The sequence below is a fragment of the Bacillus sp. T33-2 genome (assembly GCF_002860205.1).
GTDB lineage: Bacteria > Bacillota > Bacilli > Bacillales > Cytobacillaceae > T33-2.
On sequence record NZ_PGVB01000050.1, the window covers coordinates 13,097 to 39,915 of the forward strand.

The window sequence follows — 26,819 nt, forward strand, 5'->3', positions numbered from 1 at the left end:
TGTTATCACTGCCTTTATTTCTCATTATATCCAGCCCTCTTAATATCTAATTCTCCATGAAGTGGATAAAGCCTTGTTTATTGTTCAAAAACATATTCGATACCGGTAGGCTAGCTGTCTCATTTCTTCAATTCACAATACTGTATGTCATTCTGTTATCTGGACTTTTTTACCGTGATATAAAACAAAAAGGATGAATACGATTTGCACCTTGCTTTTACATGATAATATCCCCAACTACATAAGAAAAACTGAAAAAACGCAAGTAGTGAATAAAGACTTTTCGATTACCCTAGCTTTACCATAGGCACGAACTAAAGACTGTGATGAGGTGGTCTTTTGTTTGTAGCTCCCATGCCTCTTCACAAATCGGATGAGCCATTCGATAATGAAGAATATATTTAAGAGGTATGATCTAATCGATATTCGAAAATGTGGCAAGATCTTCGGTGTTCCCTATCACCACTAAAATATCTCCCCTTCGAATGACTTGATCAGGTGAAGGAGAGATGATGATATCCCCTCCAGTAAGGATTGCTATCGCGCTTATATTGAATTCAGCCCGTAAATCCAGTTCACGAAGGCTCTTTCCTGTCATGCTTTCAGGAATTTTAATCTCCTCAATACTATACTCTCTTGAGAGTTCAATGAAGTTGAGCACATTAGGCGACAGAAGTTGATGTGCAACTCGTTCCCCGATATCCCGTTCCGGATACACAACCCAATCGGCACCTACTCTATCTAACACTTTTCCATGGTTTTTGCCCAGGGCTTTGGCAATTACTTTTTTTACTCCCAATTCTTTCAATAACATAGTTGCTAAAATACTGGATTGCATATCATTTCCAATAGCGACAATCACACAGTCGAAATTGCGGATACCAATGGATAAAAGAGCGGCCTCTTCTGTGGCATCTGCTATTACTGCATGCGTAACTGATAGCTCTGCGTCTTCAATTCGCTCTTCATTGATGTCAATTCCCAGGACCTCTTGTCCAGCTTCATGCAATTTACGTGCAATACTGCTTCCAAATCGCCCCAAACCGATTACTGCAAACTGGCGCTGTGCCATGCGTGAACACTCCCTTCAATGTGGATTTTAACCAATCATTATTTTTCCTTTTGGATGAGTGAAATTATCAGGCTTTCTTCTCACGGCGACTGCATAAGCAACAGTCAATGGCCCTAATCTGCCTGCAAACATTGTCAGGATAATGACAATACGGCCAATGGGTGACAGTTCAGGTGTGAGTCCCATTGACAAACCTACCGTGCCAAACGCCGATGTAGCTTCAAACAGGTACATGATGAAATTGTGTCGTTCTCCCTCGGAAATCGTCAGTATCATCGTAATGGTCATTACAATGATCAATCCACTGACCGCGACAGTAAGTGCCTTGAAAATGGTTTCCATCACAATTCGGCGCTGGAACATAACGACATGTTCCTTCCCTTTGATTTGAGACCAAACTGCTGTTAACAGAACAGCTAACGTAGTGATTTTTATGCCTCCTGCAGTGGATCCCGGCCCAGCTCCAACAAACATCAGGAAGATGAGCAGGAATAATGATGATTGTGTTAAATCCCCAATTGGCAATGTGTTTGAACCAGCTGTCCTTGGTGTAACGGCCTGGAATAAGGAGCCCAACACCTTTCCAGTATAAGAAAGCGGCTCAAGAGTTTTGTCGTTCCCGTATTCAAAGATGAAAATCAATATGGCCGCACCAAGGGTCAGAATTAATGTTGTTAGCAAAACTACCTTCGTATGCACTGAAACCCGTCGTGTATCATGAAATTCATACAGTTCATTCAACACGATAAAGCCAATTCCACCTAACGTAATGAGTGCGCAAACGGTCAAGACGACAGTTGGATCATCCACAAAAGGTGTCAGGCTTCGGAATTCCCTGTTTAAGTCAAAGCCTGCGTTATTGAAATTTGATATTGCATGAAATATTCCCCAATAAATGGCTTTCCCAATGGGCATTTCAAAAGAGAATCGGATTGCAAGGATAGTCGCACCCGTCAGTTCAATGATGGCTGTGAAAATCAACACCCTTTTTACCAGACGCACAATTCCCGCAAAAGAAACGTTGTTCAACGCCTCCTGCAATATCAGCCGTTCTCTTAAAGAAATCTTCTTGCCCAAAAGAAAAAAAAAGAATGTGGCGAATGTCATAAAGCCTAGTCCGCCAATTTGGATCAGTGTCAAGATTACCAATTCACCGAATGTCGTAAATGTATCGGCCGTATCGACGACCACCAACCCGGTCACACAAGTAGCCGAGGTAGCGGTGAATAACGCATTTAGAAAAACAAGGCCGTTTCCATCGTGCGTTGCAATAGGTAGGGTCAGTAAAAATGCACCGATCAGGATCAATGTCGCAAAGCCCAATACGATTATTTTTGGCGGATCCAGATAGTCCGTTATTTTCTTCATGTTTATCTCCTGCCTTAAAAGTGTTGTGGATTATAAAAGATATCTTATATACACATAAATGGTGCAAATCACTATAGAGACCAGCATCAAAGGAAAACCAATAACTAAATACTTAACAAAGGAAATTGGGTGCCCTTCTTTTGCTACTAATCCGGCGACCACCAAATTCGCACTGGCTCCTATCAAGGTTCCATTCCCGCCTAAACAAGCTCCCAGTGGTAAGCTCCACCACATGGCTCCAAGTTGGTCATGCCCATTTCTCCATTTCTTTAATCATAGGGATCATTGTGGCTACAAACGGGATATTGTTAACAAAAGCAGAAAGCAATGCACTCATCCAAAGAATGAGAAGTGTTGTCGATTTCAATTCCCCACCTGTCCAAGATAAAGACCATCATTCCAATTAAAAATCCCAGTGTGTTGAAGTCAATATGATGGAGTGCCTCCTCTTGATTAAGTACTCCAAGACAAATCATTAGTATGCCACCGACCAATGCTATAATTGTCCGATGTATCTTCTCGGAAATGATAATTGCATACACAATGATGAGAATGCTTAGCGCAATAAAAGATTGTGACACAATAGGCCTCCTGAACAGCAATTATTATTCATTTAGTATTTGTCAATTACATGATTTCAAATCCTGTGCAACGAGTGCAAATTACCCACCGAAAAAAGCAGCTTGAGCACAAAAAATAGACCAATGCCTACTCTCCTCCAATGGTTCGTCATGGCAAAAAACTATCCATCTTCCCTATACTACAAACAGGTAGAAGAATTAGAAGTTTAAGTTTTGCCTGTAAAACACTTTAAGATGGAGAAAAGCATTCATTGGTCTACCTAACGCCTAGCCAGCTTTTTAAGCTCTCTCTGCATTCTGTCTTCCAACAATCCTTTTCATGCTACGCATAATAAAAAAGACCTGCGTATATGCCCAGGCTGCTATTTTGCTGTAAGTTCAGCAACAAAAGAGCCCCCTGATCAAGGCGGTCTTATAATGACCTCCTTCGCTTTAGCCGACGAAGTTAGCTGACGGGTAGGATGGCGAAAGAGTATCTCATCCTTCCTGCAAATGCAGAATTAACCCCTATTAGTGGTTCCTCCGTTCTCAAACCTTTGAGATTTGGCCGATATTTATTCTAGTATTTTATGTTCATGAAAACATTCTAACCTTATCGTTTGCTATTTGTAAACCCATGTCCGACAGATAATACACCTTTTTATATGGCTTTTTTTATACCACATTTAATTAACTTAAATATCACCTGGCTTTTTTATTTTCATAATCACATTGACAAAATTCAAGCATGGGCTTTATGATATTTTCGAGATTCCTTAGAACAGGGAGAAAATTATGGCACATATAAAGAAAAAGCTAGAGGCTGAGATAAGTGCTGCCTTTATAAAATTCCAGCGTGACCTCGTAGGCAGGGGCCCTCAAGAAGCTAAAACTTATATTATCAATGATATGATAATCACGCGCTTTAAGGGAGTTCTTACAGTGGAGGAAAAGCATTTAATTAAAAATGAGGATGGAAAAAAAATAGTCAAACAAATGAGGCAAATTCTGAGGGAAATGTATAGTGAAGAGCACGAAAGCATTGTGCAAAATCTAACTGGATGTAAGGTCCTATCTTCACATAGTGATATAAGTACGAAGACTGGAGAAAGAATAGAAATATTTATAATTGAAAAAGATCTGGAAAAATGCATGGACAACAATTCCTAAAGACTCGCATGTGCATCGGAGCAGCTATTTCCACTTATTTTTGTGCTGTGTTTCTATTAATATAGTATTGAGCTGGTTGGTCTTCAGAATAAACTTAAATATAATCGCGAAAAAGGTGGCAGTAAATGGAGAATACTAGACATAGATATATAATTAACGGAGTAGGGAAAAATGGCGAGACTTTCATGGCCTGTTGCCGGAATAAGCAGGATTTAAAAAAATGGGTTGCTGAACATGAACAACGATTACAAATGGATCAGTTAAAGATCGTAGATAAGAAAAAGCCATCATTATTTAAATTGCTTAATATCAATAAATAATACCAGCTGTTTGCAGCTGGTTTTTTAGCTTATGATTTTTGCAGCAGAGCTTGTTAAAAAAATGTCTTGTACGACACGCAGATGGACGTGAAGTGTTTATTAACTCCATATAATTATTGTTTTTTCATATATGAGAGTTACAAAAAGCGCCTATGAAGAATTAAGGCTTAATGAGAAATACCGTTCTAATAAAAGAGCACACTTTTCTGTAAAGTGTACATAGCGAATTTTTTTGCCTTTACCCACAACACATGCCGTACGGTTCTCAAGATCTACCTCCTCCCGATTTAGTTCACTTACTTCTATAACTCGGCACCCTCTTGTTAGCATAAATTCTATCAACGCTTGATTTCAAAGTGAGGTTAAATTCGCTATGATTACGAATCTTAGCAATCTCCTCTTTCTCTAAATACTTAGGAAGTGATTGTGGAACACGAGGTAACCACCGGCTTTTTATTGGGGAACTGTCTATATAATCCTCGCTAACACAAAATTTATAAAATGAAGAAAGAACTTAACCGGAGTCTCAGCGTTGCCTCACTAAAATGGGCTCCATAAATGGGATACCCGGCAAATATAAGAGATTGAAGTTTAGAAACTATGGAGCGAAAGCAAATGGATATAACAAAATTGCGTGAATTCACCAAATACATCTGTGATGAAAAAAATCTCTACCTTAGAATTGGGAATGTGATCCGTGATGCACAGACAGCTAAGTTGTATTGAAGGCGTATGAGGATAGCGATAACGAAATTGTATTGGAACTTTCTCATGAACAAGTTGGCTTTCTTGAGGATCGATTCTATGAGGCTAACCAGATCGACGACCATATCCTATCCCTATGGATATTCAAAACCCCAACCCTAATGCCTATGGTGCTGGTGTAGGTAATCGACCTAATATAAACATTCCTCCCCTTGAAAAAGCAATTCATGTTTTTGCATCTCAAATCCTAAGCAGTTTTTCAGTAACTAACTTTTAGCTCTCTATTTCTATACACTTCCCATTCCATTTTTCGTAAGCGGAAAAGCTTAAATCGTAGCAGTATAAATGTCATTCATAAATATCCTACTATTTTCCTATAAGTTATATTATCTCCATATGGAATGAAAAAGTCTTAGTAAAAGATGCTATTCAAACAAAAGAGATGCTTAACATTTAAAGTTTAGCATCTCTTTATACATAGGTTCATTTGTTGTATTGAATCAATACATTAGCGTACTTAGTTGGTCTGTTAAGTATTTAAGAATAGTACAATTAAAAACAACAGGAACCTACACCTTATATATATTTACTGCCTTTCACACCGTTAATGGAATAGCTGGCTACAATGTTTGCATTTAATGAATGTGATACAGAGCAATACTTATCCTTTGATAATTGAATAGCACGAACCACCTTATCTTCGGGCAGGTCTCCCTCAAGTGAGTAATGAATATGAAAATCGGTAAATCGTTTTGGATGATCTTCTGCCCTTGTTCCTTCTATTTCCATATTTAAGGCTTGAATTTCATATCTCATTTTTTTCAAAATCATTACAATATCAATTCCTGTGCATCCGGCAAGTGAATGCAAAATTAACTCTGTCGGTCTTGCGCCACTATTTTGTCCCCCTACCTCTGGAGCAGCATCCATCTTTATTTCATGTCCTGATGGTGTTATTCCCGAAAAAGCCATGTCTCCTGTCCAATTAATCGTTGTCTTCATTCGTTTCATCCTTTCTATGTTTGTTCCTGCCTTTAACTAAGAATATTGATTAATCGAATTCTTTAGTTTGCAGAGATTTGAGTCAATTATATCCACAGAGCCTAATATTTTCTATGTACTGGTGTATATTAATAGCATCAGAAAAAGAAAGGTCTATGTAACATTATAATAAGATAGATTCCTTACTCTTTTATAAATGCTAAATAAACCTTTAAAGTTAAGGCACTAGGATAATAACTAACTGTATTACCCTTCCTGCTGTATTTGGATTTATACAACAAACCAAATTTATATAATGAAACATACATACTAGCGAACCGACGTTTATAATACTTTTTGGATTAATATAATGACTCCTGATGAAAACCCCCGGTCATATTGGAGGAATAAATTTCTTTCCGGGTTTTTCCTTGGTGATCCCTCAAGAACCCTGACAACAGTTCTTTCTCTTTAACATTTTTACCACCCCATATTTGGGACAGATAAACTATTCCCATTTCTATTTAGTTAGCACTTATAAAATATCTAACCAGATTTTTACTGCAGTTGCTGTTATTAACACAGCTAATATGATCTGAAGAAGTTTCGTATTCATCTTTTTTCCCGCCATTGCTCCAAGAGGGGATGCGATAATGCTGGCAATCACCATGATGAGGGCAGGAAAGTAATTAACTTGTCCGGTTGTAATTTTACCAATCGTGGCACCGATGGATGAAATAAAGGTGATGGCTAATGAGGAAGCAATCGTCATCCTTGTTGGTATCTTCAGCACAACCAGCATAATTGGCACCAATAAGAACGCTCCTGCTGCCCCGACAATACCGCTCCCGATCCCAACGATTAATGATAATGATGCGGCCAGCCACTTGTTAAACTTTACTTGGTCAAGAGGAATATCATCGATTCCCTTCTTTGGTATAAACATCATTACCGCAGCTATTAACGCCAGCACGCCATATATAATGTTTATACCATCTTCGGACATTAATTTGGAACCATATCCTCCAATGAAACTGCCTGCTAAAATACTCGCTCCCATGTAGCCAATCAGGGTTTTATTGAGATAGCCCCCTTTTCTATAGGCCCAAACTCCGCCAATCGTAGCGAAAAAAACTTGTACAGCACTAATACCTGAAACCTCATGAGCACTAAATGCTGCTAGACCGAATATAGGCGGGATATATAAAAGCATCGGGTATTTAATGATTGATCCGCCTATTCCAAGCATCCCTGATATATAGGAGCCTATGAATCCGATTAAAAAGATGGTAATAATAAATGTTATGTCCATCTGTAGTACCTCCCTTGCCAAAAGGGAACCAAGTTTGGTTCCCTTTGCTTATGGCTTAACCTTTTTTAATCCAGAATTTCAATACGCCATTCTCTTCTGTTGATAGCAAAAGCTCATGCCCTCCAGAGTTTGACCATGCGGCCAAGTCAGCCTTTGCACCCTTATCTGTCGCATGTATTTCCAGCACTTGTCCAGATTGCAGTTCATTGATCGCTTTCTTAGTCTTAACGATTGGCATCGGGCAAGCAAGGCCTTTTGCGTCTAATACCTTATCTGAATTCATTGTTCATCTCTCCTAATATCAAAATAATTTTATAATATTTATTTTTTGGATTACCGCACCGCACAACGGTTAGGTCCGATTTCCATCTCGCGCTGCTGTTCGTCATCCGGTGTAAGCTTGCCCATATTTGTTTCACGGATTTCTTGATAGGCATTTGGCTGCGGAGGCAGGTTGCCGGTTACCATGTTTCTGAATTCTGCTTCATCCTCAATGTTCAGACCATGATTTTCTGCAAACAGTGTACCTAATTTTTTCGCAACGCTGCCGTCATTATTCAATTCCTCGATAATCATGAAGTGAGCCGGAAGTACAATCAGTTCATCCGAAAGTTCTCTGTAACGTTTATATAAAGTCTCTCTCAAGTCCCCAACCCAATCTTCAGCCAGTCCCGCTAAATCCGGTCTTCCGATGGAATCAACAAACAGGATATCTCCAGAAAGCAAATACTTTTCATCCACGACAAATGACGTGGAGCCGATGGTGTGACCCGGAGAGTAGAGGGCTTCAATATTGATCATTGTATTCCCAATGGTTACACTGTTGCCGTCCTCTAAGGGCTGGTACTCAAATGTTACTTCTCTTGCATCTTTAGCAGGCAGCCAGTAAGTTGCACTTGTCTTTTCGGCAATCGTTCTTCCACCTGAAATATGGTCAGCGTGAAGGTGTGTATCAAAAACATTTGAAATTTTTGCTCCAATGCCATCGGCGAATGCGGTGTACACATCTGCCATACGGGTTGAATCAATGATCGCTGCCTCGCCATTAGAAACGACCATGTAGGAAAGACATCCTTTTCCGATGCGGACAAATTGGTAGATTGCTCCGCCATCTTTAAGGTCTCCAACTTTAACAGGCTCTAAATACTCACTCCATGCTTTCATTCCGCCTTGCAGATATGAAACATCACGGCCTGCCTCTGATAGCATTTCAGCCACCATGATAGATGAGCCTTCCTTCGCACACACGACTAATACCTCTTTATTAGCCGGAATTTGATCCAGGATTTCTTCTACCCCATCCAGCAGGTCAAAATACGGAATGTTCAGGTACTCAAAATTTTGCCCTTCAATCTTCCAATCTTGAAATGCATCAACATTTCGCACATCAAGAATGAACAATTCCTGCTTATTAAAAACTCGTTGTGTAACTTCTTTAGCTGTCATAATACTTACCGTCATAACAATACCCCCTACAGTATATTTTTTAGTAAAATTTTTTATTCTATTAAAATGTTAACGTGACATCAGCATCTTTTGCGAACTCAAGGAATGTCACTGCCCCACCAACTTCAATGCCTTCAACGAACGCTTCTTTTTCCAGTCCCATAACATCCATCGTCATCAAACAAACCACCATTGCTTGCAATAATTGCTACTTTTGTACTCATGTTTTACTATCCCTATAATAAATATTTTTTGAACAAAGGGAATGGAACAGAAAATGACCCAAATTCCCTTTTCTATAAATTGCTCTGTTAAATCTCGTTGTTGGTTTTTGTTTTCCCGTTTTTAAACAAGCCCCTCTCATCCTGGTGACCTGTTATATCATCCCGTATACTTAGAACCTATACTATACAAGATAGCTATAAACGGGCGGTGGTTTGATTTGGAAATAACAGTAAAAAGATGTTTTATTATGCGGCCAAAAATACTAGGGGTGAGTCCATGGAAGTGCCACATTTTAACCGACCAGATTTGTCATGGACTTTGACTGAACATCAAAGGAAAACATTCTAAACCGAAACAGACAGAATCGACTGACGATTAAGTTAGGCTGGTTATCACTTACACGATTTCAAGTTATATATCATGTAGAATCTGTTGAATAGATATGGTTCGGTACTAGTAACACATGGCAGAAAAAGCTGTGGTTTACTGCGTTGCACCGAACGTTTTTTGTACAGGCATCAGTTTGTTATACATAATTCATTAGATACTACAGGTTAAGGCTAACAGTTTCTCCTGACCACTTACTCATGCCCGGCAGCACATTAACCACTTTTCCAAATCCATTTGCCGCCAACTTTTGCGCGGCTAAATCACTGCGGCTGCCTGTACGGCATACAACAAAGATTTGGTCCTCTTTATTTAATTCATTAAGACGGCTTTCTAATTCACCTAATGGAATGGAAATAGCATTAGGAATATGGTTAAACGCATATTCAGCCTCTTCCCTTACATCCAGAATGACAATATCCTCATTGGACGCTAATTTTGCTTGAAGATTATCATTGTTAATAACGTACGGATGCTTAATTTCCACTGTTTCTTCACCCGATGATTTTCTCAGGTAATGCTTAAGGACATTTCCTTCTTCAATAGTACCTAAATACTGATGCCCTGTACTCTCAGCCCAAGCTTTAATGTCAGCCTTTGAACCTTTATCAGTAGCTTGGACCTCTAACACCTGGCCTCCCTCTAACTGAGTCATAGCCTTTTTGGTTTTCACTATCGGCATTGGGCAAGCTAAACCTTTTGCATCCAACATAACATTTGATTTAATAATCTCCACGAGAAATCCCCCTTCAAATTATACCCGCATAGGTATTTAACACTTCAAAATATTTTTATTCTGTTTTTCCTTCCCAAGCTAGCATTCCACCAGTCATATCGATGACTGTAAAACCTTGTCCCTCAAGGAAATGGGTTGCCCTGCCACTTCGCGCTCCAGAACGGCAAACCATTATATATTCTTTGGATTTGTCCAAATCCTGAATTTTGAATTCTAGCAATCCTAACGGAATATGAATGGCAGTTGGTATCTTTCCATTGGCTACTTCATCCACTTCACGTACATCGATAATATTGAGCGTATTTCCTTCATTTAGTAACTCTTCGACCTCTTTAGCAGTGATTTGTTCCATACCGCTATCCTCCTGTTCAAAATTTTAATGCCAAGCACTCATTCCACCTTTAACATTTGTTATATTTTTAAAACCTAGTTTTTTTAGTGTTTTGCTAGCTTTGTTGCTTCTCATTCCACTCTGGCAAATCACGATTACTTCTTTATCTTTCGAAAGTTCGTTTGCCTTCCTGTTAAGCTCATTCAAGGGAATGTTTTTAAAGCCATTGATATGTTTAGATTTAAATTCACCAGCTGTACGAACATCTATAAATTGTTTGTTTTTATTTTTCAATTCATTTCTCAACTCAGAAGTGGTAATTTGCTTTACTCCACTTGTAGGCAGCACACGCTGTAGGAGAAAATATATTAACAGTCCTATCAGCACATAATTTAAATATTCCATTTACCTATCTCCTTAATTACGTAGGGAACCGTTAGGTCCCCCGTATCAATTTAGATGAATAAGTTCACGTTTCCGTCTTCAGCATCCCCTAAATAAGCTGCCACACCTGCATACTCAATGCCGTCTAACAGTTCTTCTTGCTGGAGGCCTAAAAGATCCATTGTCATCGTACATGCAATCAGCTTTACTTCCTGTTCTTGAGCCATCTCGATTAATTGTGGAAGGGTCATAGCATTGTGCTTTTTGATGACCTGCTTGATCATCTTAGGTCCCATTCCAGCAAAGTTCATTTTGGATAAGCCCATTTTGTCAGCGCCGCGAGGCATCATTTTGGCAAACATTTTTTCTAGGAATCCCTTGTTTAATGTTAATGGCTCATCTTTTCTCAGTGCATTTAAACCCCAGAAGGTATGGAAAATAGTCACTTCATGGTCATATGCTGCAGCCCCGTTTGCAATGATGTAAGCCGCCATTGCTTTATCATAATCTCCACTGAATAAGATAATCGTGGTTTTTTTCTTTTGTTCTGTCATTGAAATTTCCCCCTCTTAGTATTTAGATAAAGAACATTAACCCTTTTTAACCCAAAACTTTAAACCATTGTTTTCTTCTTCATGTTTTAACAGTTCATTTCCAGTAGATTTGGCCCAAGCTATTAAATCAGCCTTCGCTCCCTTATCTGTTGCATGAACTTCTAGTACCTGACCTGATTGTAAATCATTGATTGCTTTTTTTGTTTTTACGATTGGCATCGGACAAGCAAGCCCCTTAGCATCTAATACTTTATCTGCATTCATTTCGTTTTTTCGTTTAGCCTCCATATTTATATTAATATACTCGTACCCCTATGGGTATTTGTTAACTTAAAAATAAAAGGGTTTTCTAATACCCCGATGGGTATATAATAATGTCTATTGCATAAGCTGTCAACCCTTATATTTTATCTACTTTTGATTAGTAGCTCAACAGCTTGTTTTACAAGATGGTCTGTGTTTTCGCCTTTTTCGACATTTTCACGAACACATTGCTCCAAGTTCTCACTCACAATGACACCTATTGTACGGTCAATCGCATTTCGTGCAGCTGATAATTGCGTGACAATATCCCTACAGTCTTTTCCTTGTTCCATCATTCCTAATACACCTTTTATTTGGCCTTCAATCCGTTTTAAACGGTTTATTACATTTTTATCGTATTCCATGTTCTAACCCACCTTTCTGCTTACAAGGACACTCAGATATTTCATAACTGGTTATATCAAAACCTTTTCTCGTTAAAAATCGAATTCCCAAATTTAACTCTAATCTATTTGAAGCAATTACATGTATCTTACCCGGCGTGATCTCGCTATTAAAACGTCTTAGATAGGCATAAGGTATATTTAAGGATTCACGCTTTATATCATTGGCTTTGTTATTATAATCCCTTATATCCAATATAGTCGTGTGAGGTTCAAGAAAACCGGTTTCATTACAAGGAACATTATGGACAGGGACATGGCGTTTATAGACGCTGGTACCCAGAACGACGAAAACTAACACTAGTATTGAAATTAACATATCCACCACCATATCTGTGTTTATAGACTTATATTATACCCTATAGGGTATATTGTCAAGCGGAGTAAATAAAAACTTTTTTATTGTGAATACTTCTTATTAAATGTAGTACATGAAATGTTTATTGCCATTTTGTTCTTTCTCATTTTTCAAATCCTCTATTTATGGCCTAAGCGCTTTAAGCTGGCGCTTGAGCCTGAAGGAAAATACCTCTGGTAAGCATAAGGGAAAAACGACTATAGATGGTAATCGTAATAATGAACAGCATCGCCAAACCTGTACAGAATCCCGCAACAGGCCCAAGCTCTTCCTTCGCTACTTCCTCCTTTTTTGCGCATGGACGCAAACAGGACAACTGCATCATGCACAGCTCCCCCGATAACCGCCCCGATTAATAGCCATAACAATCCGGGAAGATAACCGAACTGGGCTGCCAAAATCGGTCCGACAAGCGGTCCAGCTGCCGCGATTGCAGCAAAATGGTGGCCAAAGGTCACCCATTTATTGGTAGGCACATAATCCTTTCCATCATTTCATCTCATGTGCCGGTGTCTTTCTCTTTTCGTCCAATGCTTTTACTTTCATAACTTTCACAGCCATGAAAGTACCGTAAAGACGATACGCAATCATTAAAAAACACATTGAGCCTATAACGACTGTAACCGCATTCATCCCTCTGACCTCACTTGATTCATAAATCTTTTACTCGATTTAACTGCTCCATTAAATTGAAAGGTAGTTCTTCATACATATTCTCAATTAAATTGGAGACCTTTGGCTTACTCTCAGATTCAGCTTGTTTTATTGCATTTTTTACATCTTTTTTTGCTTGTTCTATAATTTGAAACTCCTGTTCCTCAGTCCATAAACCTTGTTTTTCTAAAAACAATCTAAATCTTTTTATAGGATCTTTTTTGGCCCATTCTTTCTCAAGTTGTTCGTTCCTATAGAGTGTTGGATCATCACCTGATGTTGAATGAGGACCATACCGATAGGTAACAGCTTCAATTAACGTAGGCCCATTTGAACTAATTGCTCGTTCTCTTGCTTCCTTTGTAACTACGTAAGTAGCTAGAATATCCATTCCATCTACCCTTACGCCTTTAATTCCAGCAGCAACAGACTTATGTGCAATCGACTTTGCTGCTGTTTGCTTTTCAAATGGTGTTGAGATTGCAAATTGATTATTTTGAACAACAAAAATGGTTTGAGCATTGAAAACTCCTGCAAAGTTTATCCCCTCATAAAAATCTCCTTGAGACGATCCACCGTCACCAGTATAAGTAATTGCAACATTTTTTTTCTTTCTCTTTTTTAAACCAAGTCCAACTCCTGTAGCTTGAACAATTTGTGCGCCTATTATGATTTGAGGAGGTGTAACGTTAACTCCTTCAGGCATTAGACCTCCTTTATGATGCCCCCTGGACCATTGGAATAATTGGGATAATGGAACCCCCTGAAAAAACATTTGTGGAAGATCTCTATACCCCGGTAATATCCAATCTTCTTTTTCTAGTACAAACTGCGTTCCAATCATACTAGCTTCTTGTCCAGCAACTGGAGCATAAAATCCTAATCTTCCTTGCCTGGATAATGAAATGCATCTTTGATCAATTGTTCTAGTATAAATCATTCGTTCCATTAGAAGTTGTAACTCTTTATTATTTAGTTCAGGTAATAAGTTCTTATGTACAACTTCTCCGTTTTCATTTAACAGTTGAAATGTTTCAAATTCATTAACTTCTTGTAGATTATTCACTTTTATCACGTCCTTCAAATTAATAGCTATTATTCAGATATTTAATTATAAATAAATAACCTCCTTGTGGTTTTTATAACACGAATAAATACGGTCGTTAATATTTATATTATATAACATACATTGATGTGTCAATTAAACTAAGTAATAGATATTTATTCTTTTAAAAAAGCAGCATTTAATAATTATTTTCTTTAATAGCGTTCACTTGAATAACATTATTAATTCGTTATATTCTTTTCTATGTAGAGGTGAAATACGTGACAGTTGAAAAGCAGTTATTATACTTATTATCTAAAAAGGTTGAAATGGAAGGGAAAGAACTCATTAATATTTTTGAGGAAATGAATTATACTCCACAATCAATAAGAAATATCTTATCTAAATTTAAAGGAATGTCTTATATAACCTCATTAGAGAGAGGAATTTATAAAATTACACCAAGTGGTCTAGACGCATATAATCTATATTCTAAAAAGGATAACTTTTACACTAAACATTGGAACGGAAAATGGTACTTAGTATTCTTGGAGATTCCAGAAACATTAAGAAGGAAAAGGGATGCATTTAGGAAAGGTTTACTAGAATTAGGTTTTGGTATGCTTTACAAGAGCGTTTATGTTTACCCATGGGATGTAATAAATAAGGTGATAAATCTGATTGATTCACTTGAAATAGAAGATTATATAACCATTATTTCAAGTAATGAGTTTTTGTTAAATGGGATAGATCCTGAAGGTAGATCAGGTCCAAACACTGCTAGATCATTATGGAATTTAGAAGAAATCAACACTAACTACAAAAATATACAAATATGGCTTGAGGATGAGTATAAAACAAAATTCAATAGTTTAATTACAGATAAGAACCGAAATCCTTTACAGGTATTTACAAACTTTCTAACACTAAAGGAGATAAGGGATGATCTAATAATAGCTGACCCTATGTTACCAGCTGAATTCTTACCTGGTAATTGGCTAGGAACAACTGTACTTTTCTCAATAGATAAGTTAATCCAAACTTTAGTTACTTTAATCCCTGAAAACTCTTATTATTCCTCATTTGTAACTGATTTTGAAGTAAGAAAAGGCGGTTAATCCTTCCTGGATCTACGCACCTGTTTATTGAATGAAGTTATATAAACATTTATCTCTTTTCTAATGACCGAACTAATAAGATTCCAGAAACAAGTGTTATTATCTCGGGGGGGGGGATAAGCGGAGTGTATCGATAGGGAAACCTTGTCCAAACCATAAAACCCATTTGGATATCCATGGTAATAAATCACCCGTTCCTATTCAAAAACTGCTCCATGCGTTCCAAATGAGCGTTAATTCATAAAATAAGCGCTAATCCTTCCTGGATCAGCGCACCCACTAGTTTAAGCATTTTTAAAGAAATCAGTGAAAAAATTCTTATTAGAGTAAAAAGAGAGTTGTAACACCCCTCCTAGTTAAACTTTAAATTGATGTAATAGGCGATTTATTTTATCCGTTAATGCATGTTGGACTTCTACATTCTCTGCAACCTCTTTAATCGCCAGGGAAACTTCTTTATATTGTATAAAATGTCTTCTGTCCCTGATGCTGAATGCTGGCTGGTGGCAGAAACGCTCTGGATCGCTGCGTGAAAGCTGCCAGTAATACGGATGTTTTAACTCAAATGGATCAAATTAAACAGAATTTTAACGAGTATCTGGTTGGCAACGAAAGTATGAACAGGAATCCGCTTCTGGATTGTAAGGTCACTTCTGTCCATACACAGCAAAAACAAGACTTGCTTCCTACCTCTCTAGTGAAATTAGACCAAGGAAGGATTAACGCATTTTTGCTGAATTCGGATGGCAAATACAATTGAGGAAGTAAAATCAAAACCTCATTCTATTTACCTCGCTAGCCAACCTCCATCAACCGCTAAAACATGCCCGTTCATATAATCGGACGCTCTGCTTGCTAAAAATACAACAGCACCCATCAAGTCAGATGGATCAGCCCAGCGGCCTGCTGGAATTCGTGACAGGATTTCAGCGTTACGCTTTTCATCCGCTCGGATGGGGGCTGTATTGTCCGTAGCAATATAACCAGGGGCAAGTGCATTGATTTGGATATTTTTATCGGCTAATTCATTGGCAAACGCTTTTGTAAGACCTGCAACAGCATGCTTACTGGCCGTATAGGACGGGACAAACTTGCCGCCTTGGAAAGAAAGCATGGAAGCAATATTAATGATTTTCCCACTTTTCTGCTCTGCCATCACTTTGGCTGCCCCTTGACTCAACAAGTACAGAGAATGTAAATTGACCTCCATCACTTGGTCCCAATCTTCTTCTTTATACTCTAATAATGGCGAGCGAAGGATCGTACCCGCATTGTTTACTAGAATATCAAGTTTTCCATATGTTTTTAGGCATTCGGGAATTACTTGTTTTACAGCCTCTCTATCACTTAAATCGGCCTGAAAAAAAGCCGCCCTGCTCCCTGTTTCTTCTAATAGATCCCTGGTTTCATTCCAATCCCCGCTCCTTGAAACAACAAAAATGTCAGCACCGGCTTTAGCAAGGGCAACGGCATATCCCTGTCCTAATCCTTTATTCGCGCCCGTCACGATCGCTACTTTACCGGCGAGGCTAAAATATTCAAGTGAAAATGATTCAAGATGATTGCTCATTAATTAACCCTCCCTATCTGAAGAACTCATACTTAGGCAAAGCCTAGCGTAAACCTTCCATTTTTACATGGTCCATGTCACTGTAAGTAATATTCTCTCCGCACATTCCCCAAATAAAGGTGTAGTTGCTTGTTGCCGTTCCAGTATGAATCGACCAGCTTGGTGAGATTGCGGCTTGTTCATTTTTCATCACTAAATGTCTTGTTTCATCCGGCTTGCCCATAAAGTGGAAGACACGAGTCTCCGGTTCCATATCAAAATATAAATACACTTCCATCCGGCGCTCATGTGTATGACAAGGCATCGTGTTCCAGACGCTTCCTGGTGCCAGCATGGTTAAACCCATTTGCAGCTGACAGCTTTCGCAAACATTTGGGTGAACATATTGATAAATTTTGCGCTCATTTAATGTTTCAGGAGAACCCATTTGTAACGGGTCAATTTGATTGATATCAATTTTAACGGTTGGATACGTATGATGTGCGGGCGCAGAATTAATGTAAAATTTAGCTGGACTCTCAGCATCCTTCGAACGGAATAGTACCTCCCTCGTTCCTTTCCCAACATATAAACCGTCTCTCTGCTGCATGTCATATTCCGTTCCGTCGACGACGACAGATCCTTCGCCGCCGATGTTGATGATTCCTAACTCCCGACGTTCTAAGAAATACTCAACTCCTAATTCTTTATCAAGCTTAATTGTTAATTCCTGGCCAGCAGGAGTGACTCCTCCAAAAACCATTCGGTCCACATGTGTATAGGTTAGGTGTACCTGACCTGGTTCAAAAAGAGTTTCAACGAGAAATTCTTTTCGCAATTCCTCCGTCGTATATTTTTTCATATCCTCCGGATGGTGTGCGTAACGTGTTTCCATCATTCATCTCTCCTTTTTGATAGTGATTGCTCAAAGATCACGTGTAAACGATTAGCGGACGATTTTACCCGGTTCCTTTGCGGCAAAATCAAGGATCTCTTCCCTTGAAAAAATGTTACAGTCACCTTGAATTGTATGTTTTAAGGCTGAGGCTGCTGCTGCAAAAGAAACCATCTCCTCAGCTGGAATTTCTTCCAATATCCCCGATAAAATTCCTGCGGCAAATGCATCCCCGCCTCCCACACGATCGACAATTGGTTCAATTGTATGAACATTTGATTGGTGAAGTTTACCACCTACATATAAGTTTCCTTGCAGCTTATTACTGGAAGCAGAAATGACAGTTCGAAAGGTTGAACACAAATATTGAATATTTGGATACATTTCTTTAATGGTTTGATAGTAATTGATCAGTCTCTCTTCTTGGGATAATGAACCATCCGCGGGATGAACTCCAAGGATGTGAACGGCATCCAATTCCCCGCAAAAACAAATATCAATGTACGGCAGCAATGGTTTTACTGCCTCGGAAGCCTCATCCTGACTCCAAAGCTTTGCACGGTAGTTAAAATCAAAGCTAGTTTTTACGCCCAGTTCCTTTGCTTTTAGCAGAATAAGAAGAACAAGTTCCCTTAAGGAAGGAGATAAGGCCAGGGTAATGCCCGTAACATGAAATAATGATGCTCCTTGTAAAATCTCTTCTATTTTTACCTCATCGACTCCAAGCTTTGAAAAGCTCGAATTTTTCCTGTCATAGGTAACCTGAGCACTTCTCTCGCCTGCACCTGCTTCTAAATAATAGGTCCCCAACCGTTCTCCTCCCTTTAACAGGTAATTCGTTTGGACACCATGGCATTTCAAGTGCTGTTCAACAGCCTTTCCTAATGGATGATCAGGAACCTTGGTTACAAAATAAACGGCATATCCGAATTGAGCTAATGACACAGCCACATTTGCTTCCGCACCCCCGTAATGAGCAGAAAATTGATCCGTTTGGCTAAGACGAATTCCCGTTGGCGTCGAGAGACGAAGCATGATCTCTCCAAGAGTGACAATTTTTTTTATCATAATGACTCTCTCGCTTCTGTTACTTTTTTAATATATTCACGTGCATTTTCAGTAATTTTCTCATAATCTCCCATTTGGGCGGGTGCAAGCAGATTTCCGCCCACACCGACAGCAACACATCCATTTTTTATCCATTGGTCCACATTATCCAGGCTTACTCCGCCGGTTGGCATAATATTCACCTGAGGAAGCGGAGCTTTTACTGCTTTTATAAATTCTGGACCAAATGCTTGACCAGGGAACAATTTGATGATATCCACTCCATACTCTAATGCGTTTTTCATTTCCGTAATCGTCATGCAGCCTGGCATGTAGGGAACTTGATATAAATGGCAAAGCTTTGCCGTGTGTTCATCAAAGCATGGGCTAACAATAAATTGCGCACCTGCTAAAATGGCGATTCTCGCCGTTGCAGCATCGAGCACCGTACCTGCCCCAAGAACGACCTCGCTGTTGTCAGCATAGTGAGACGCTAATTCTCTAATAACCTCTTCTGCGTCATGGATGGTGAAGGTAACCTCAATTCCATAGATTCCGCCTTTTACACAAGCTTCCGAAATCTGCACGGCTTCTTCTTTGGAGTCAGCTCTTACCACCGCGACGACACCACACTCAGTTATTTTGGTTATGACATTATACTTATTCATAGCAGCCTCCTTTGCTGATTAATCTGCTCATTTATGAAACTTCCGCCTCATTTTCAAGGTGAAAACCTCTGCTAACTAAGGAGTGAATAAGATAAGCACCCAAACTGAAACTCAGCATCATGGCAGCAGGAAAATAGAAACATAAAGCAATCGCACCGATAAGGACGCCGATTGACAAGATTGTATTATGCAAGCGGCTGATCGATAATAGCAGTGCATTCTTTATGGCATTTTTCCAAGTTACTTGGTAATGGACGATGACAGGAAAAATATAGATGGATACAAATAAATACAATATTAATAAAAGGAAAAAAAACGAAAATAAGATGTATTTCACATTGGAATTTAGCTGATTGGTAATCATCAAATCCCCCAAAAGGACGCCAGTAAAAATCAGCCATATGATACCAATGACGATGCTTTGTTTAAAATTCTCTTTCCATTTTTTAAAAAAGGTAGCAAAAATTCGAATATCCCCTCGATTTTTCCACTCGCGCACCACAGCGAACATGGCTGTTGTGGCAGGGAAAATCGTGATGAGTGGCAGACACATCACCAGCCAAAGGATATTTAACAAGAAAGCATTCATCATAAATTCCATTGCTTTATAAATCTTTCCATCCATCATTCCAACTTTTCCCCTTTCCGTGAGATTCAGGGTGGGAAACATCGATTAAAAAGCTATTTCCCACTCCGCTAAAATCTCTTACCAATACATTTTCCAGTCTTTAGCCAGCCTGATCAATGCTTCAAAATAATAATAATCGCCCCATATACAACTCTCATCTACACCGAGGCCGCCAGCTTTATAATAGACCGCATGCTTTAAAATGCCATTGGCTACGCTGTCTAGTTCGGTCGTATAATTTTCATATAATGATTGAATCATTGCTAGCGCTGCATTCTCATAAACTCTCTTTTCTGGATCCGTTAAAGGCAAATGTCTCGTCATCTCCAACAGTCCGCAAACGGTAATCGCCGCCGCAGAACTATCCCGTTCTTCATCACCTTCTGTAAAAATCAAATCCCAGTAGCAAACTTGATCTTCCGGCAGTCTATTTAAATAATAGTTTGTAAGCTTTTTCGCTAATTTAATTAAATTCCAGTCTTCTGTATAGTGGTAACTTAGGGGAAATCCATAAATACCCCAGGACTGCCCACGTGCCCAGCAAGAATCATCCGAAAACCCTTGGTGCGTATTTCCATACAATGGTTTTCCTGTCTCTGGATCCATATAATAGGTATGGAAGGTTGAAGCATCCTGCCTGACGATATATTTGGCCGCCTGTTTAACATGATTCTGCGCTATTTCCCGGTATATAGCTTTTCCTGTTACTTCGGATGCCCAGTAAAGCAATGGCAGATTCATATTACAGTCAATGATCATCCGTCCCTTTTGCTTCGGATCTGTCAAGTCTCCCCACGCCTGGATAATACCCGCTTTATCGTAGTATCTCGTAATTAATAGATCAGCAGCTTTAATCGCTGTGTCTCTTGCCAGCTTATTTCCAGTCAATTTATAAGCGCTAACACAGGATAAAGTGTATAAAAATCCTAGGTCATGGTGGTCTACTTCAATACGCTTATCAAGACGTTCTTTAAAACTCTCTACCTGCTTTTCGGCTACTTTTCGGTATTTTTCATCCCCTGTATATTCATAGGCAAGCCATAGCATCCCAGTCCAAAAGCTTGTTGTCCATTCTACGTTTTCAATCGGTTTATAAACAAGATTGTCACTGTTTGTGTTGGGAAACAAATCCGTAAACACATCTAAGCTTTGATCAATTTTTGCTAAAACATGCTGAATCGCTTTTTCCACGAAGGGAAGATCTACAGCAGGGGTTTCTTGATACTTTCCTAAATCGTTTATTTTTTCTTTCCTCACTTGATCCACAAATACTGTCATATTCCTTCACCTCTAGTTTTAAGATCCAAACGCTTTACGCAGCGTCATTGATTGAAAATTTTGGGCCGCCGGTTCCTATTTAATGGAATGTGGGCTGTTGCCTTCTTTGCTCGGAATCATTTTCAATTTCACTGTGAACGTTTGGCCATGGGCTTGATTCACATTGACTTTCAACTTGATTGATGGCTTGGTGGATTCTACGGTAATATTTTCATCTGCCTCCAGAACCTTGACAGCCTTCCTATCGAATTCGACTTCAATGAACCCGTTGTTTTTCATCGTTGGGTCGGAAACAGCAATCTCAAGGACACGATCTTTCTCCTGCAGCGTGATGGAGGCTTTTTGATAAACCGTAAGGGAGCCCACCGTTTGCTTTTCATCATTCCAGAAATTAGCGCCAATGATATTTTCTTTCCTATCCAGGACAGCTTGAACAGCTGTATCATTTCGTAAAATCTCAATCTCCGGTTTCGCGGAATATTGTTTCGTTTGTTCCGGGTTTAGACCAGGTAATAGTACATAGGAGTAGGTGTCATTTACTGGATTAACACCATGGTCAAACCACAACGTGGCATAGGATCGCTTGATTAGATCAGCCGGTCCGCTATAATTGATATCCTTCCATGCACCAGTCCGTTCCTCTTTCTTTACCGTCAGTGTTTTTCCTTCTGGGAAATAGTAGCCAATATCCGCTCCAGGAACATTTCCTTCAAGGAAGGCCCATTCGGCAGTAATTGAATGGTTTTGTCCGTCACTTATTTCGAGATTTTCACCATTAATCATCAATTGATTACTACCGTCATGACGGATTTTGCGGTTTTCAACAATCGTTTCAATCGTTCTGTTATCATTACTGCTGATTCCCGTACCAAGCGCAACGATTTCATTATCGAACATAAACCAAGATTTCTTGGCGGTCAGAGAACTGTTCCAGGCTTTATAAGACATACCTGCAGCTCCAAATCGATTCAGCGTTGAACCCCCTACCCATGATTCTGGTGAGGTATGTTCGCCGCTTCCATCCGCTCTTTTCATCGTATCAACCGTGGTTCCAGGCATCCTGTAAGGATCAACTGTCGCCCAGAAACCATCACTATACTGAGCTAAATCACCATTGTACAAGTATGTCATCCCATCACCGGTGTACCAGCCTTTTCGGTTTTCATTATTCATATCTTCATAGTTTTGAATTCTTTCAGAGTACATACTGATCCCGAAAGCGTAGCCCGGTTTTCTGTGAACCACTCGGTCCATATAAGCAAAGGTCTTGTGAAAATCCAGGTCTCCCCGGGGGTTGACCTCTTGATTCATTAATAGATTCTTAGCCATGGCAATGTCTCGAAAATTGCTTGCATTTTCAAAGTAATCTAGGAAAGTATCTTCTTGTAACCAATATTTGGCCATACTCTTGTACTTTTCGGCATATGGTTCAGGAGCAAATTGTGCCATGCGAATCACACTTTTGATGACCGTATGACCAGCCTGATGATCCTGCAGAAAATCACGGGAAATCGCTCTTCCTCTCACCATATCCATCAAAGCACCTTTGTACATAAACGGCTCAAAAGCATTTTCAATCCATCGATAAACATTGTTTATATTTGGATCGCTTACATCCCAAGTCGAGCCGCTTAATAATTCAAGCATTTCTGTTAGTCCCTCAATTAACACAATTCCGTATGATCCGTTATAAGCAATATTCCCATGCTGTATAAACGATCCATCCTCGTAAAAGCCTTCACCTTTCGTCACGTTTTCAAAGGTTTGACTTAGTGCATCCCGCGCAGCAGCTACTTTTTCCGCATCCTTTACAATCACGCCGCGAATTCCTACTACCTTGCTGACATCAATCCTATTCGCTCCACGGGCTTCACGATATTTTTCCGGGGTAGTCGCTCCGGATTTGGTTGGATCCGGCTGGAAGTGATCTACCACCTTTAAATAACGATGGATCGTTTCTTTGTCTAAGTAATCATACAGAAGGACCATGATACTGTTTAATTCATTCGGAACCCCAATTTCCCAATGCCACCAATTGCTATACTGTGTGATGGTTTCGTTATATCGGTTTTCATACAGCCAAAGAAGAGCGTCCGCTATATCCTTTAGCAATTGCGGATTACGATAAAGCGGGGAATTTTCATTCGTCACTGCTTTTGTCATGGTGGTTAAATTTCGGTAGCTTTCACGTATGTCAGCAGAATTGTCTGTACTAGCCAAATCAAACCACAGGAAAGAACGCTCTTGATTCTTAACCATCGTCTTCCATAGTAATTCTGCTGAGTTTGTTTGCTCGGTTATAATTTGATTCATTCTTTCATTGGAGTTGTCATAAGAATCAAAACCTGTCATCAGGTTTTCCCACTTCTTACGAAGAGTGTCATATTCGTCCAGCACAGGCTCGGTAACTGTCATCTGGCTTTCACTTTTTATCCTTCCATCTTCCGTCTGAACGGTAATGACCGCGTTTCCGGCTGATTTTGCTTCAATCAGGCCATTTTGAACAGCAGCTACCGCTTCATTGGAAGATTGCCAGACCAATTTTGCTGAATCAGCATTTTCAGGAGTGGTTTTTGCTTGAAATACACGCACTTCGCCCACATCAAGTTGGACTCCTTTTGGATAAATGTCCAGCACCTCGATAGCCGGCCGTTCTAGAGCATCATTTTTCACAACCTTAACCGTGCTGCTGGCATAAAGTCCATTATCTGTATAAGCGAAAATTGTGGCCTCTCCTGCTTTTACTCCGCTCACTATGCCATTATCCACAGTCGCAATTGTATTATCAGTAGAAATATAGGAAACGATGGAACTAGCATCTGCTGGTTCCAGCTTTACATTTAAATCAGCCGTCTCCTGTTCTTGAATCGTTAATTCACTGTTCTCTAATGAAATCGAGGTAGCAGGCTCAATCAATTTGAAGGAAACATCATCAAACTTCACCGTTCCCGTCCCAGTTTCAAAGAAAAGCTGAACAAGAATACTGTCTGCATTTTCAGGAGGCTTTACCTCCATTTTGATTTGCGACCAATCGTGGGTGCCGGTTAATCTCGATGAATAAAGGAGACCGAGCTGTTGAGTTCCCTCATAAGTAATCACTCGCATCCTGGCACCTTGACTGCTGATAATATTCTCTGTTTTAAGCCATGTACTAAGTTCATAGGTTTTTCCGCCCTGAACGGACACATTTTGTGAAACTGCTGCTCTCGCGGTTTGAGCTGCATTAATCTTTAATCCATATTTACCCGTGTAACTCGCGTCTTCTGAAATAGACACAACGGGATTTCCTGCCGGTGTCCATACACTCCACTCAGCAGCACCTAATTGGTCCCATCCTGACTTAGGTGCAATTGTTTCTTCAAATCCAGTATTTAAAAGCCGGCCTGATTCAGCTGCAAAAATCAACGAGGAATTCGATGTCATCACAAAGATCAATGAAAGACAAATAAAAATTGACAATGCTTTTTTAAGCAGTTTCATTACTTCGCTCCTTTATCCTTTTATACCGGTGTTGGCTACTCCTTTGATAAAATGGTCTTGAGCTAAGAAGTAGACAATGATCGTTGGGATGACGGCTGAAACGGCAGCGGCCATTAGCAGAGAATATTCCGTGTTATATTGTGTAATAAAATGCTGAATTCCAAGCTGTAGCGTATATAAATGGTCGGAAGTTAAATAAATTAATGGACCTAAGAAATCATTCCATGAATGCATGAAAGAAAAAATGACGAGAGTGGCAATGGCGGGTTTTGATAAAGGCAAAATAATCTTCCAATAGATACCAAACTCGCTTAGTCCATCAATTCTTGCTGCTTCTAGTAATTCATCTGGTATCGATAAGAAAAACTGACGGAACAAGAACACACCAAACGGATTAAAGGCTCCAAGTAAAATCAACGACCAATGAGAATTGACTAATCCTAATTCCTTCATCAGCATAAATTGCGGAATCATCATGACCTGATAAGGGATCATCATGGTTGCAACATAGATGAAAAATAAACGGTTACTTTCGGGAAACTTGATTTTTGCAAAAGCGTAACCGGCAAGGGAACTGTTGATAATGACTAACGCCGTTGTTACTACTGCAATTTTCAATGTATTTAAGTAATAAATGTGAAAAGGCACCCTTGTCCAAACGTCCATATAATTGCTCCACTGGAATGTCTCTGGAATCCACTTAATCGGAAAACCGAAAATTTCCGACTCTGCCTTCAGTGATGCAGACAGCATCCAAATAAAGGGCAGCACCATCAAAAATGAAACAAAGATAATCGCAATATATTTAAGTATTTTATTTACCAATACTTTTCGCGGTTTATGTCCAAGGGTATAGACCGAGGATTCAGTTGCAATTTCCATGAAAAAACTCAGCTCCTTTCGTCTCTCTTACACATCGATTTAATACTGACATTAATAATTCACCCATTTTTTTTGACCTTTAAATTGGATAAAAGCGAAAATCAGGATGATGAGAAATAACACATAGGCCATGGAAGAAGCGTATCCATATTCAAATTGCTTAAAGGCAGTATTATAAATATCGTACACAAGGACATGTGTTGATCTTCCAGGTCCTCCACCTGTTAGGACATAAATTAAATCAAAGACTTTAAAAGAATTGATGACTCCAATGATCATCGTAAAAAATATAACAGGCGATAACATTGGTAGTGTTACATGGAAAAATTTCGCTAAAGGTCCTGCACCGTCCAATTCAGCTGCTTCATACAAGTGTTCAGGAATATTCTGCAGCCCTGCTAAAAAGAGAACCATATAATAACCTACCGAATGCCAAATATATACCACGGAGACGGATACTAACGCCCAGCTTGTTGAAGACAACCAGCCTGGAGGATTATCAATCCCAAACTTCATCAATGTTCCATTGATCGGACCCATCGTCGGATTGAAAATAAGCTGCCATACCGCTGCAACGGCAATCGTTGCTGTAACATACGGTAAAAACACCGCTGTCCTAAAGAACTTCACAAAGCGAATTCCCCGATTTAAAGCGATAGCAATCAAGACAGATAAAAATAATGTGATGGGCACTGAAATTAATGTAAACAGAATGCTATTCACAAATGAAATACGAAAATTAGGATCTCCGATTAAATTCTGATAATTTTCAAACCAGATAAATTCTATTTGTCCGAAGCCATTCCATGATGTAAAACTCATTAAAAAAGAAGCAATAACCGGAATGAGGATAAATAAGACAAAACCAATAATATTCGGTAGAAGAAAGGTATAGGCGACCAAACGGTTTCGTCTAATCATCGCCGATTTTGGCCTTTTCGCTTGCTTCATCGGATTCA

General features: G+C 39.3%; 29 protein-coding genes, 2 pseudogenes and 1 riboswitch. Of the genes and pseudogenes, 4 read left to right on the top strand and 27 right to left on the bottom strand.

Translation table 11 applies throughout. The features are described from left to right. Window positions 1–415 precede the first annotated feature (415 nt). The 4 genes from CVD19_RS22650 to CVD19_RS25655 form a co-directional block, all read right to left on the bottom strand. Window positions 416–1,072, bottom strand: coding sequence for a potassium channel family protein (locus CVD19_RS22650; protein WP_101585451.1), 657 nt, complete (start codon window positions 1,070–1,072; stop codon window positions 416–418). 27 nt (window positions 1,073–1,099) lie between these two features. Then, window positions 1,100–2,440, bottom strand: coding sequence for a TrkH family potassium uptake protein (locus tag CVD19_RS22655; protein WP_101585452.1), 1,341 nt, complete (start codon window positions 2,438–2,440; stop codon window positions 1,100–1,102). A 247-nt stretch (window positions 2,441–2,687) separates the two neighbouring features. Then, a complete protein-coding gene (locus tag CVD19_RS26000; RefSeq protein WP_374702918.1) occupies window positions 2,688–2,777 on the bottom strand; it encodes a hypothetical protein in 90 nt (29 codons plus the stop codon). Further along, complete coding sequence (locus tag CVD19_RS25655; RefSeq protein ID WP_257985262.1) at window positions 2,749–3,021, bottom strand: SLC13 family permease; 273 nt, start codon at window positions 3,019–3,021, stop codon at window positions 2,749–2,751. Before CVD19_RS25655 ends, CVD19_RS26000 begins: the two co-directional genes overlap by 29 nt. 419 nt (window positions 3,022–3,440) lie before the next feature. Beyond that, window positions 3,441–3,580: riboswitch (cyclic di-AMP (ydaO/yuaA leader) on the bottom strand. A gap of 215 nt (window positions 3,581–3,795) precedes the next feature. On the opposite strand from CVD19_RS25655, the gene CVD19_RS22665 reads away from it, so the two are divergent. Together CVD19_RS22665 and CVD19_RS22670 are read left to right on the top strand one after the other, a co-directional pair. Beyond that, window positions 3,796–4,170, top strand: a complete 375-nt coding sequence (locus CVD19_RS22665; RefSeq protein ID WP_101585453.1) for a DUF2294 domain-containing protein — start codon at window positions 3,796–3,798, stop codon at window positions 4,168–4,170. A 125-nt stretch (window positions 4,171–4,295) separates the two neighbouring features. After that, entirely contained in the window at window positions 4,296–4,490 is a 195-nt protein-coding gene (locus tag CVD19_RS22670) for a hypothetical protein (protein WP_101585454.1), read from the top strand. A gap of 150 nt (window positions 4,491–4,640) precedes the next feature. Here CVD19_RS22670 and CVD19_RS26005 read toward each other — a convergent pair whose 3' ends face one another. The 14 genes and pseudogenes from CVD19_RS26005 to pdhA all read right to left on the bottom strand — a co-directional run bounded on the left by CVD19_RS26005 (window position 4,641) and on the right by pdhA (window position 14,336). After that, window positions 4,641–4,820: a tyrosine-type recombinase/integrase gene (locus tag CVD19_RS26005; RefSeq protein WP_101585455.1), complete on the bottom strand. Its 180-nt coding sequence runs from the start codon at window positions 4,818–4,820 to the stop codon at window positions 4,641–4,643. Window positions 4,821–5,771: 951 nt separating this feature from the next. After that, window positions 5,772–6,197, bottom strand: coding sequence for an OsmC family protein (locus CVD19_RS22680; RefSeq protein ID WP_101585456.1), 426 nt, complete (start codon window positions 6,195–6,197; stop codon window positions 5,772–5,774). Window positions 6,198–6,711: 514 nt separating this feature from the next. Next, window positions 6,712–7,488, bottom strand: coding sequence for a sulfite exporter TauE/SafE family protein (locus CVD19_RS22685; RefSeq protein ID WP_101585457.1), 777 nt, complete (start codon window positions 7,486–7,488; stop codon window positions 6,712–6,714). A 55-nt stretch (window positions 7,489–7,543) separates the two neighbouring features. Further along, window positions 7,544–7,771: a sulfurtransferase TusA family protein gene (locus CVD19_RS22690; protein ID WP_101585458.1), complete on the bottom strand. Its 228-nt coding sequence runs from the start codon at window positions 7,769–7,771 to the stop codon at window positions 7,544–7,546. Between the two features lie 50 nt (window positions 7,772–7,821). Continuing rightward, window positions 7,822–8,949 carry an MBL fold metallo-hydrolase gene (locus CVD19_RS22695; protein WP_101585459.1) on the bottom strand — a complete coding sequence of 376 codons (1,128 nt, stop codon included), beginning with the start codon at window positions 8,947–8,949 and terminating at the stop codon, window positions 7,822–7,824. Window positions 8,950–8,995: 46 nt separating this feature from the next. Further along, window positions 8,996–9,118: pseudogene (locus CVD19_RS22700) on the bottom strand (DsrE/DsrF/DrsH-like family protein); the annotation flags it as partial. Between the two features lie 588 nt (window positions 9,119–9,706). Then, window positions 9,707–10,282, bottom strand: a complete 576-nt coding sequence (locus CVD19_RS22705) for a sulfurtransferase TusA family protein (protein ID WP_101585460.1) — start codon at window positions 10,280–10,282, stop codon at window positions 9,707–9,709. A gap of 55 nt (window positions 10,283–10,337) precedes the next feature. Next, on the bottom strand, window positions 10,338–10,634 hold the full coding sequence (locus CVD19_RS22710) for a rhodanese-like domain-containing protein (RefSeq protein ID WP_101585461.1): 297 nt from the start codon (window positions 10,632–10,634) through the stop codon (window positions 10,338–10,340). Between the two features lie 24 nt (window positions 10,635–10,658). Then, a complete protein-coding gene (locus CVD19_RS22715; protein WP_101585462.1) occupies window positions 10,659–11,018 on the bottom strand; it encodes a rhodanese-like domain-containing protein in 360 nt (119 codons plus the stop codon). A 50-nt stretch (window positions 11,019–11,068) separates the two neighbouring features. Continuing rightward, window positions 11,069–11,551, bottom strand: a complete 483-nt coding sequence (locus CVD19_RS22720; protein ID WP_101585463.1) for a DsrE/DsrF/DrsH-like family protein — start codon at window positions 11,549–11,551, stop codon at window positions 11,069–11,071. Between the two features lie 36 nt (window positions 11,552–11,587). Beyond that, on the bottom strand, window positions 11,588–11,815 hold the full coding sequence (locus CVD19_RS22725) for a sulfurtransferase TusA family protein (RefSeq protein ID WP_101585482.1): 228 nt from the start codon (window positions 11,813–11,815) through the stop codon (window positions 11,588–11,590). 143 nt (window positions 11,816–11,958) lie between these two features. Then, window positions 11,959–12,219 (bottom strand): metal-sensitive transcriptional regulator, encoded by a 261-nt coding sequence (locus tag CVD19_RS22730; RefSeq protein ID WP_101585464.1) that lies wholly within the window; start codon window positions 12,217–12,219, stop codon window positions 11,959–11,961. A gap of 599 nt (window positions 12,220–12,818) precedes the next feature. After that, window positions 12,819–13,249: pseudogene (locus tag CVD19_RS22740) on the bottom strand (carbon starvation CstA family protein); the annotation flags it as partial. Between the two features lie 19 nt (window positions 13,250–13,268). After that, a complete protein-coding gene (gene pdhA / locus CVD19_RS22745) occupies window positions 13,269–14,336 on the bottom strand; it encodes a pyruvate dehydrogenase (acetyl-transferring) E1 component subunit alpha (protein WP_180953757.1) in 1,068 nt (355 codons plus the stop codon). A 260-nt stretch (window positions 14,337–14,596) separates the two neighbouring features. Here pdhA and CVD19_RS22750 point away from each other — a divergent pair, with 260 nt between their 5' ends. After that, window positions 14,597–15,433 (top strand): PaaX family transcriptional regulator C-terminal domain-containing protein, encoded by an 837-nt coding sequence (locus tag CVD19_RS22750; RefSeq protein ID WP_101585467.1) that lies wholly within the window; start codon window positions 14,597–14,599, stop codon window positions 15,431–15,433. A 565-nt stretch (window positions 15,434–15,998) separates the two neighbouring features. Next, on the top strand, window positions 15,999–16,193 hold the full coding sequence (locus CVD19_RS22755; RefSeq protein WP_142383561.1) for a hypothetical protein: 195 nt from the start codon (window positions 15,999–16,001) through the stop codon (window positions 16,191–16,193). 27 nt (window positions 16,194–16,220) lie between these two features. Here the strand turns inward: CVD19_RS22755 and kduD are convergent, their stop codons facing one another. The 9 genes from kduD to CVD19_RS22800 all read right to left on the bottom strand — a co-directional run bounded on the left by kduD (window position 16,221) and on the right by CVD19_RS22800 (window position 26,811). Beyond that, window positions 16,221–17,003, bottom strand: a complete 783-nt coding sequence (gene kduD, locus CVD19_RS22760) for a 2-dehydro-3-deoxy-D-gluconate 5-dehydrogenase KduD (RefSeq protein ID WP_101585469.1) — start codon at window positions 17,001–17,003, stop codon at window positions 16,221–16,223. Between the two features lie 43 nt (window positions 17,004–17,046). Continuing rightward, the gene (gene kduI, locus CVD19_RS22765) at window positions 17,047–17,877 is read right to left on the bottom strand and encodes a 5-dehydro-4-deoxy-D-glucuronate isomerase (RefSeq protein WP_101585470.1); all 831 of its coding nucleotides are present in this window, start codon (window positions 17,875–17,877) and stop codon (window positions 17,047–17,049) included. A gap of 51 nt (window positions 17,878–17,928) precedes the next feature. Continuing rightward, window positions 17,929–18,945, bottom strand: a complete 1,017-nt coding sequence (locus tag CVD19_RS22770; protein ID WP_308314894.1) for a sugar kinase — start codon at window positions 18,943–18,945, stop codon at window positions 17,929–17,931. Continuing rightward, a complete protein-coding gene (locus CVD19_RS22775; RefSeq protein WP_101585471.1) occupies window positions 18,942–19,592 on the bottom strand; it encodes a bifunctional 4-hydroxy-2-oxoglutarate aldolase/2-dehydro-3-deoxy-phosphogluconate aldolase in 651 nt (216 codons plus the stop codon). Before CVD19_RS22775 ends, CVD19_RS22770 begins: the two co-directional genes overlap by 4 nt. A 31-nt stretch (window positions 19,593–19,623) precedes the next feature. Then, window positions 19,624–20,220 carry a YesL family protein gene (locus tag CVD19_RS22780; protein WP_180953758.1) on the bottom strand — a complete coding sequence of 199 codons (597 nt, stop codon included), beginning with the start codon at window positions 20,218–20,220 and terminating at the stop codon, window positions 19,624–19,626. Between the two features lie 78 nt (window positions 20,221–20,298). Continuing rightward, window positions 20,299–21,498 (bottom strand): glycoside hydrolase family 88 protein, encoded by a 1,200-nt coding sequence (locus CVD19_RS22785; RefSeq protein WP_101585473.1) that lies wholly within the window; start codon window positions 21,496–21,498, stop codon window positions 20,299–20,301. Window positions 21,499–21,573: 75 nt separating this feature from the next. Then, entirely contained in the window at window positions 21,574–24,978 is a 3,405-nt protein-coding gene (locus CVD19_RS22790) for a polysaccharide lyase family 8 super-sandwich domain-containing protein (protein WP_101585474.1), read from the bottom strand. A gap of 12 nt (window positions 24,979–24,990) precedes the next feature. After that, on the bottom strand, window positions 24,991–25,860 hold the full coding sequence (locus CVD19_RS22795) for a carbohydrate ABC transporter permease (protein ID WP_101585475.1): 870 nt from the start codon (window positions 25,858–25,860) through the stop codon (window positions 24,991–24,993). Window positions 25,861–25,911: 51 nt separating this feature from the next. Next, entirely contained in the window at window positions 25,912–26,811 is a 900-nt protein-coding gene (locus CVD19_RS22800; protein ID WP_101585476.1) for a carbohydrate ABC transporter permease, read from the bottom strand. Window positions 26,812–26,819 lie beyond the last annotated feature (8 nt).

What these genes read in the sequence shown, in the direction of transcription:
- CVD19_RS22650 (WP_101585451.1), bottom strand. Translation starts at nt 1,072, where the DNA reads ATGGCACAGCGCCAGTTTGCAGTAATCGGTTTGGGGCGATTTGGAAGC.
- CVD19_RS22655 (WP_101585452.1), bottom strand. Translation starts at nt 2,440, where the DNA reads ATGAAGAAAATAACGGACTATCTGGATCCGCCAAAAATAATCGTATTG.
- CVD19_RS26000 (WP_374702918.1), bottom strand. Translation starts at nt 2,777, where the DNA reads ATGAGTGCATTGCTTTCTGCTTTTGTTAACAATATCCCGTTTGTAGCC.
- CVD19_RS22665 (WP_101585453.1), top strand. Translation starts at nt 3,796, where the DNA reads ATGGCACATATAAAGAAAAAGCTAGAGGCTGAGATAAGTGCTGCCTTT.
- CVD19_RS22670 (WP_101585454.1), top strand. Translation starts at nt 4,296, where the DNA reads ATGGAGAATACTAGACATAGATATATAATTAACGGAGTAGGGAAAAAT.
- CVD19_RS26005 (WP_101585455.1), bottom strand. Translation starts at nt 4,820, where the DNA reads ATGCTAACAAGAGGGTGCCGAGTTATAGAAGTAAGTGAACTAAATCGG.
- CVD19_RS22680 (WP_101585456.1), bottom strand. Translation starts at nt 6,197, where the DNA reads ATGAAGACAACGATTAATTGGACAGGAGACATGGCTTTTTCGGGAATA.
- CVD19_RS22685 (WP_101585457.1), bottom strand. Translation starts at nt 7,488, where the DNA reads ATGGACATAACATTTATTATTACCATCTTTTTAATCGGATTCATAGGC.
- CVD19_RS22690 (WP_101585458.1), bottom strand. Translation starts at nt 7,771, where the DNA reads ATGAATTCAGATAAGGTATTAGACGCAAAAGGCCTTGCTTGCCCGATG.
- CVD19_RS22695 (WP_101585459.1), bottom strand. Translation starts at nt 8,949, where the DNA reads ATGACGGTAAGTATTATGACAGCTAAAGAAGTTACACAACGAGTTTTT.
- CVD19_RS22710 (WP_101585461.1), bottom strand. Translation starts at nt 10,634, where the DNA reads ATGGAACAAATCACTGCTAAAGAGGTCGAAGAGTTACTAAATGAAGGA.
- CVD19_RS22715 (WP_101585462.1), bottom strand. Translation starts at nt 11,018, where the DNA reads ATGGAATATTTAAATTATGTGCTGATAGGACTGTTAATATATTTTCTC.
- CVD19_RS22720 (WP_101585463.1), bottom strand. Translation starts at nt 11,551, where the DNA reads ATGACAGAACAAAAGAAAAAAACCACGATTATCTTATTCAGTGGAGAT.
- CVD19_RS22725 (WP_101585482.1), bottom strand. Translation starts at nt 11,815, where the DNA reads ATGAATGCAGATAAAGTATTAGATGCTAAGGGGCTTGCTTGTCCGATG.
- CVD19_RS22730 (WP_101585464.1), bottom strand. Translation starts at nt 12,219, where the DNA reads ATGGAATACGATAAAAATGTAATAAACCGTTTAAAACGGATTGAAGGC.
- CVD19_RS22755 (WP_142383561.1), top strand. Translation starts at nt 15,999, where the DNA reads ATGGATCAAATTAAACAGAATTTTAACGAGTATCTGGTTGGCAACGAA.
- kduD (WP_101585469.1), bottom strand. Translation starts at nt 17,003, where the DNA reads ATGAGCAATCATCTTGAATCATTTTCACTTGAATATTTTAGCCTCGCC.
- kduI (WP_101585470.1), bottom strand. Translation starts at nt 17,877, where the DNA reads ATGGAAACACGTTACGCACACCATCCGGAGGATATGAAAAAATATACG.
- CVD19_RS22770 (WP_308314894.1), bottom strand. Translation starts at nt 18,945, where the DNA reads ATGATAAAAAAAATTGTCACTCTTGGAGAGATCATGCTTCGTCTCTCG.
- CVD19_RS22775 (WP_101585471.1), bottom strand. Translation starts at nt 19,592, where the DNA reads ATGAATAAGTATAATGTCATAACCAAAATAACTGAGTGTGGTGTCGTC.
- CVD19_RS22780 (WP_180953758.1), bottom strand. Translation starts at nt 20,220, where the DNA reads ATGATGGATGGAAAGATTTATAAAGCAATGGAATTTATGATGAATGCT.
- CVD19_RS22785 (WP_101585473.1), bottom strand. Translation starts at nt 21,498, where the DNA reads ATGACAGTATTTGTGGATCAAGTGAGGAAAGAAAAAATAAACGATTTA.
- CVD19_RS22790 (WP_101585474.1), bottom strand. Translation starts at nt 24,978, where the DNA reads ATGAAACTGCTTAAAAAAGCATTGTCAATTTTTATTTGTCTTTCATTG.
- CVD19_RS22795 (WP_101585475.1), bottom strand. Translation starts at nt 25,860, where the DNA reads ATGGAAATTGCAACTGAATCCTCGGTCTATACCCTTGGACATAAACCG.
- CVD19_RS22800 (WP_101585476.1), bottom strand. Translation starts at nt 26,811, where the DNA reads ATGAAGCAAGCGAAAAGGCCAAAATCGGCGATGATTAGACGAAACCGT.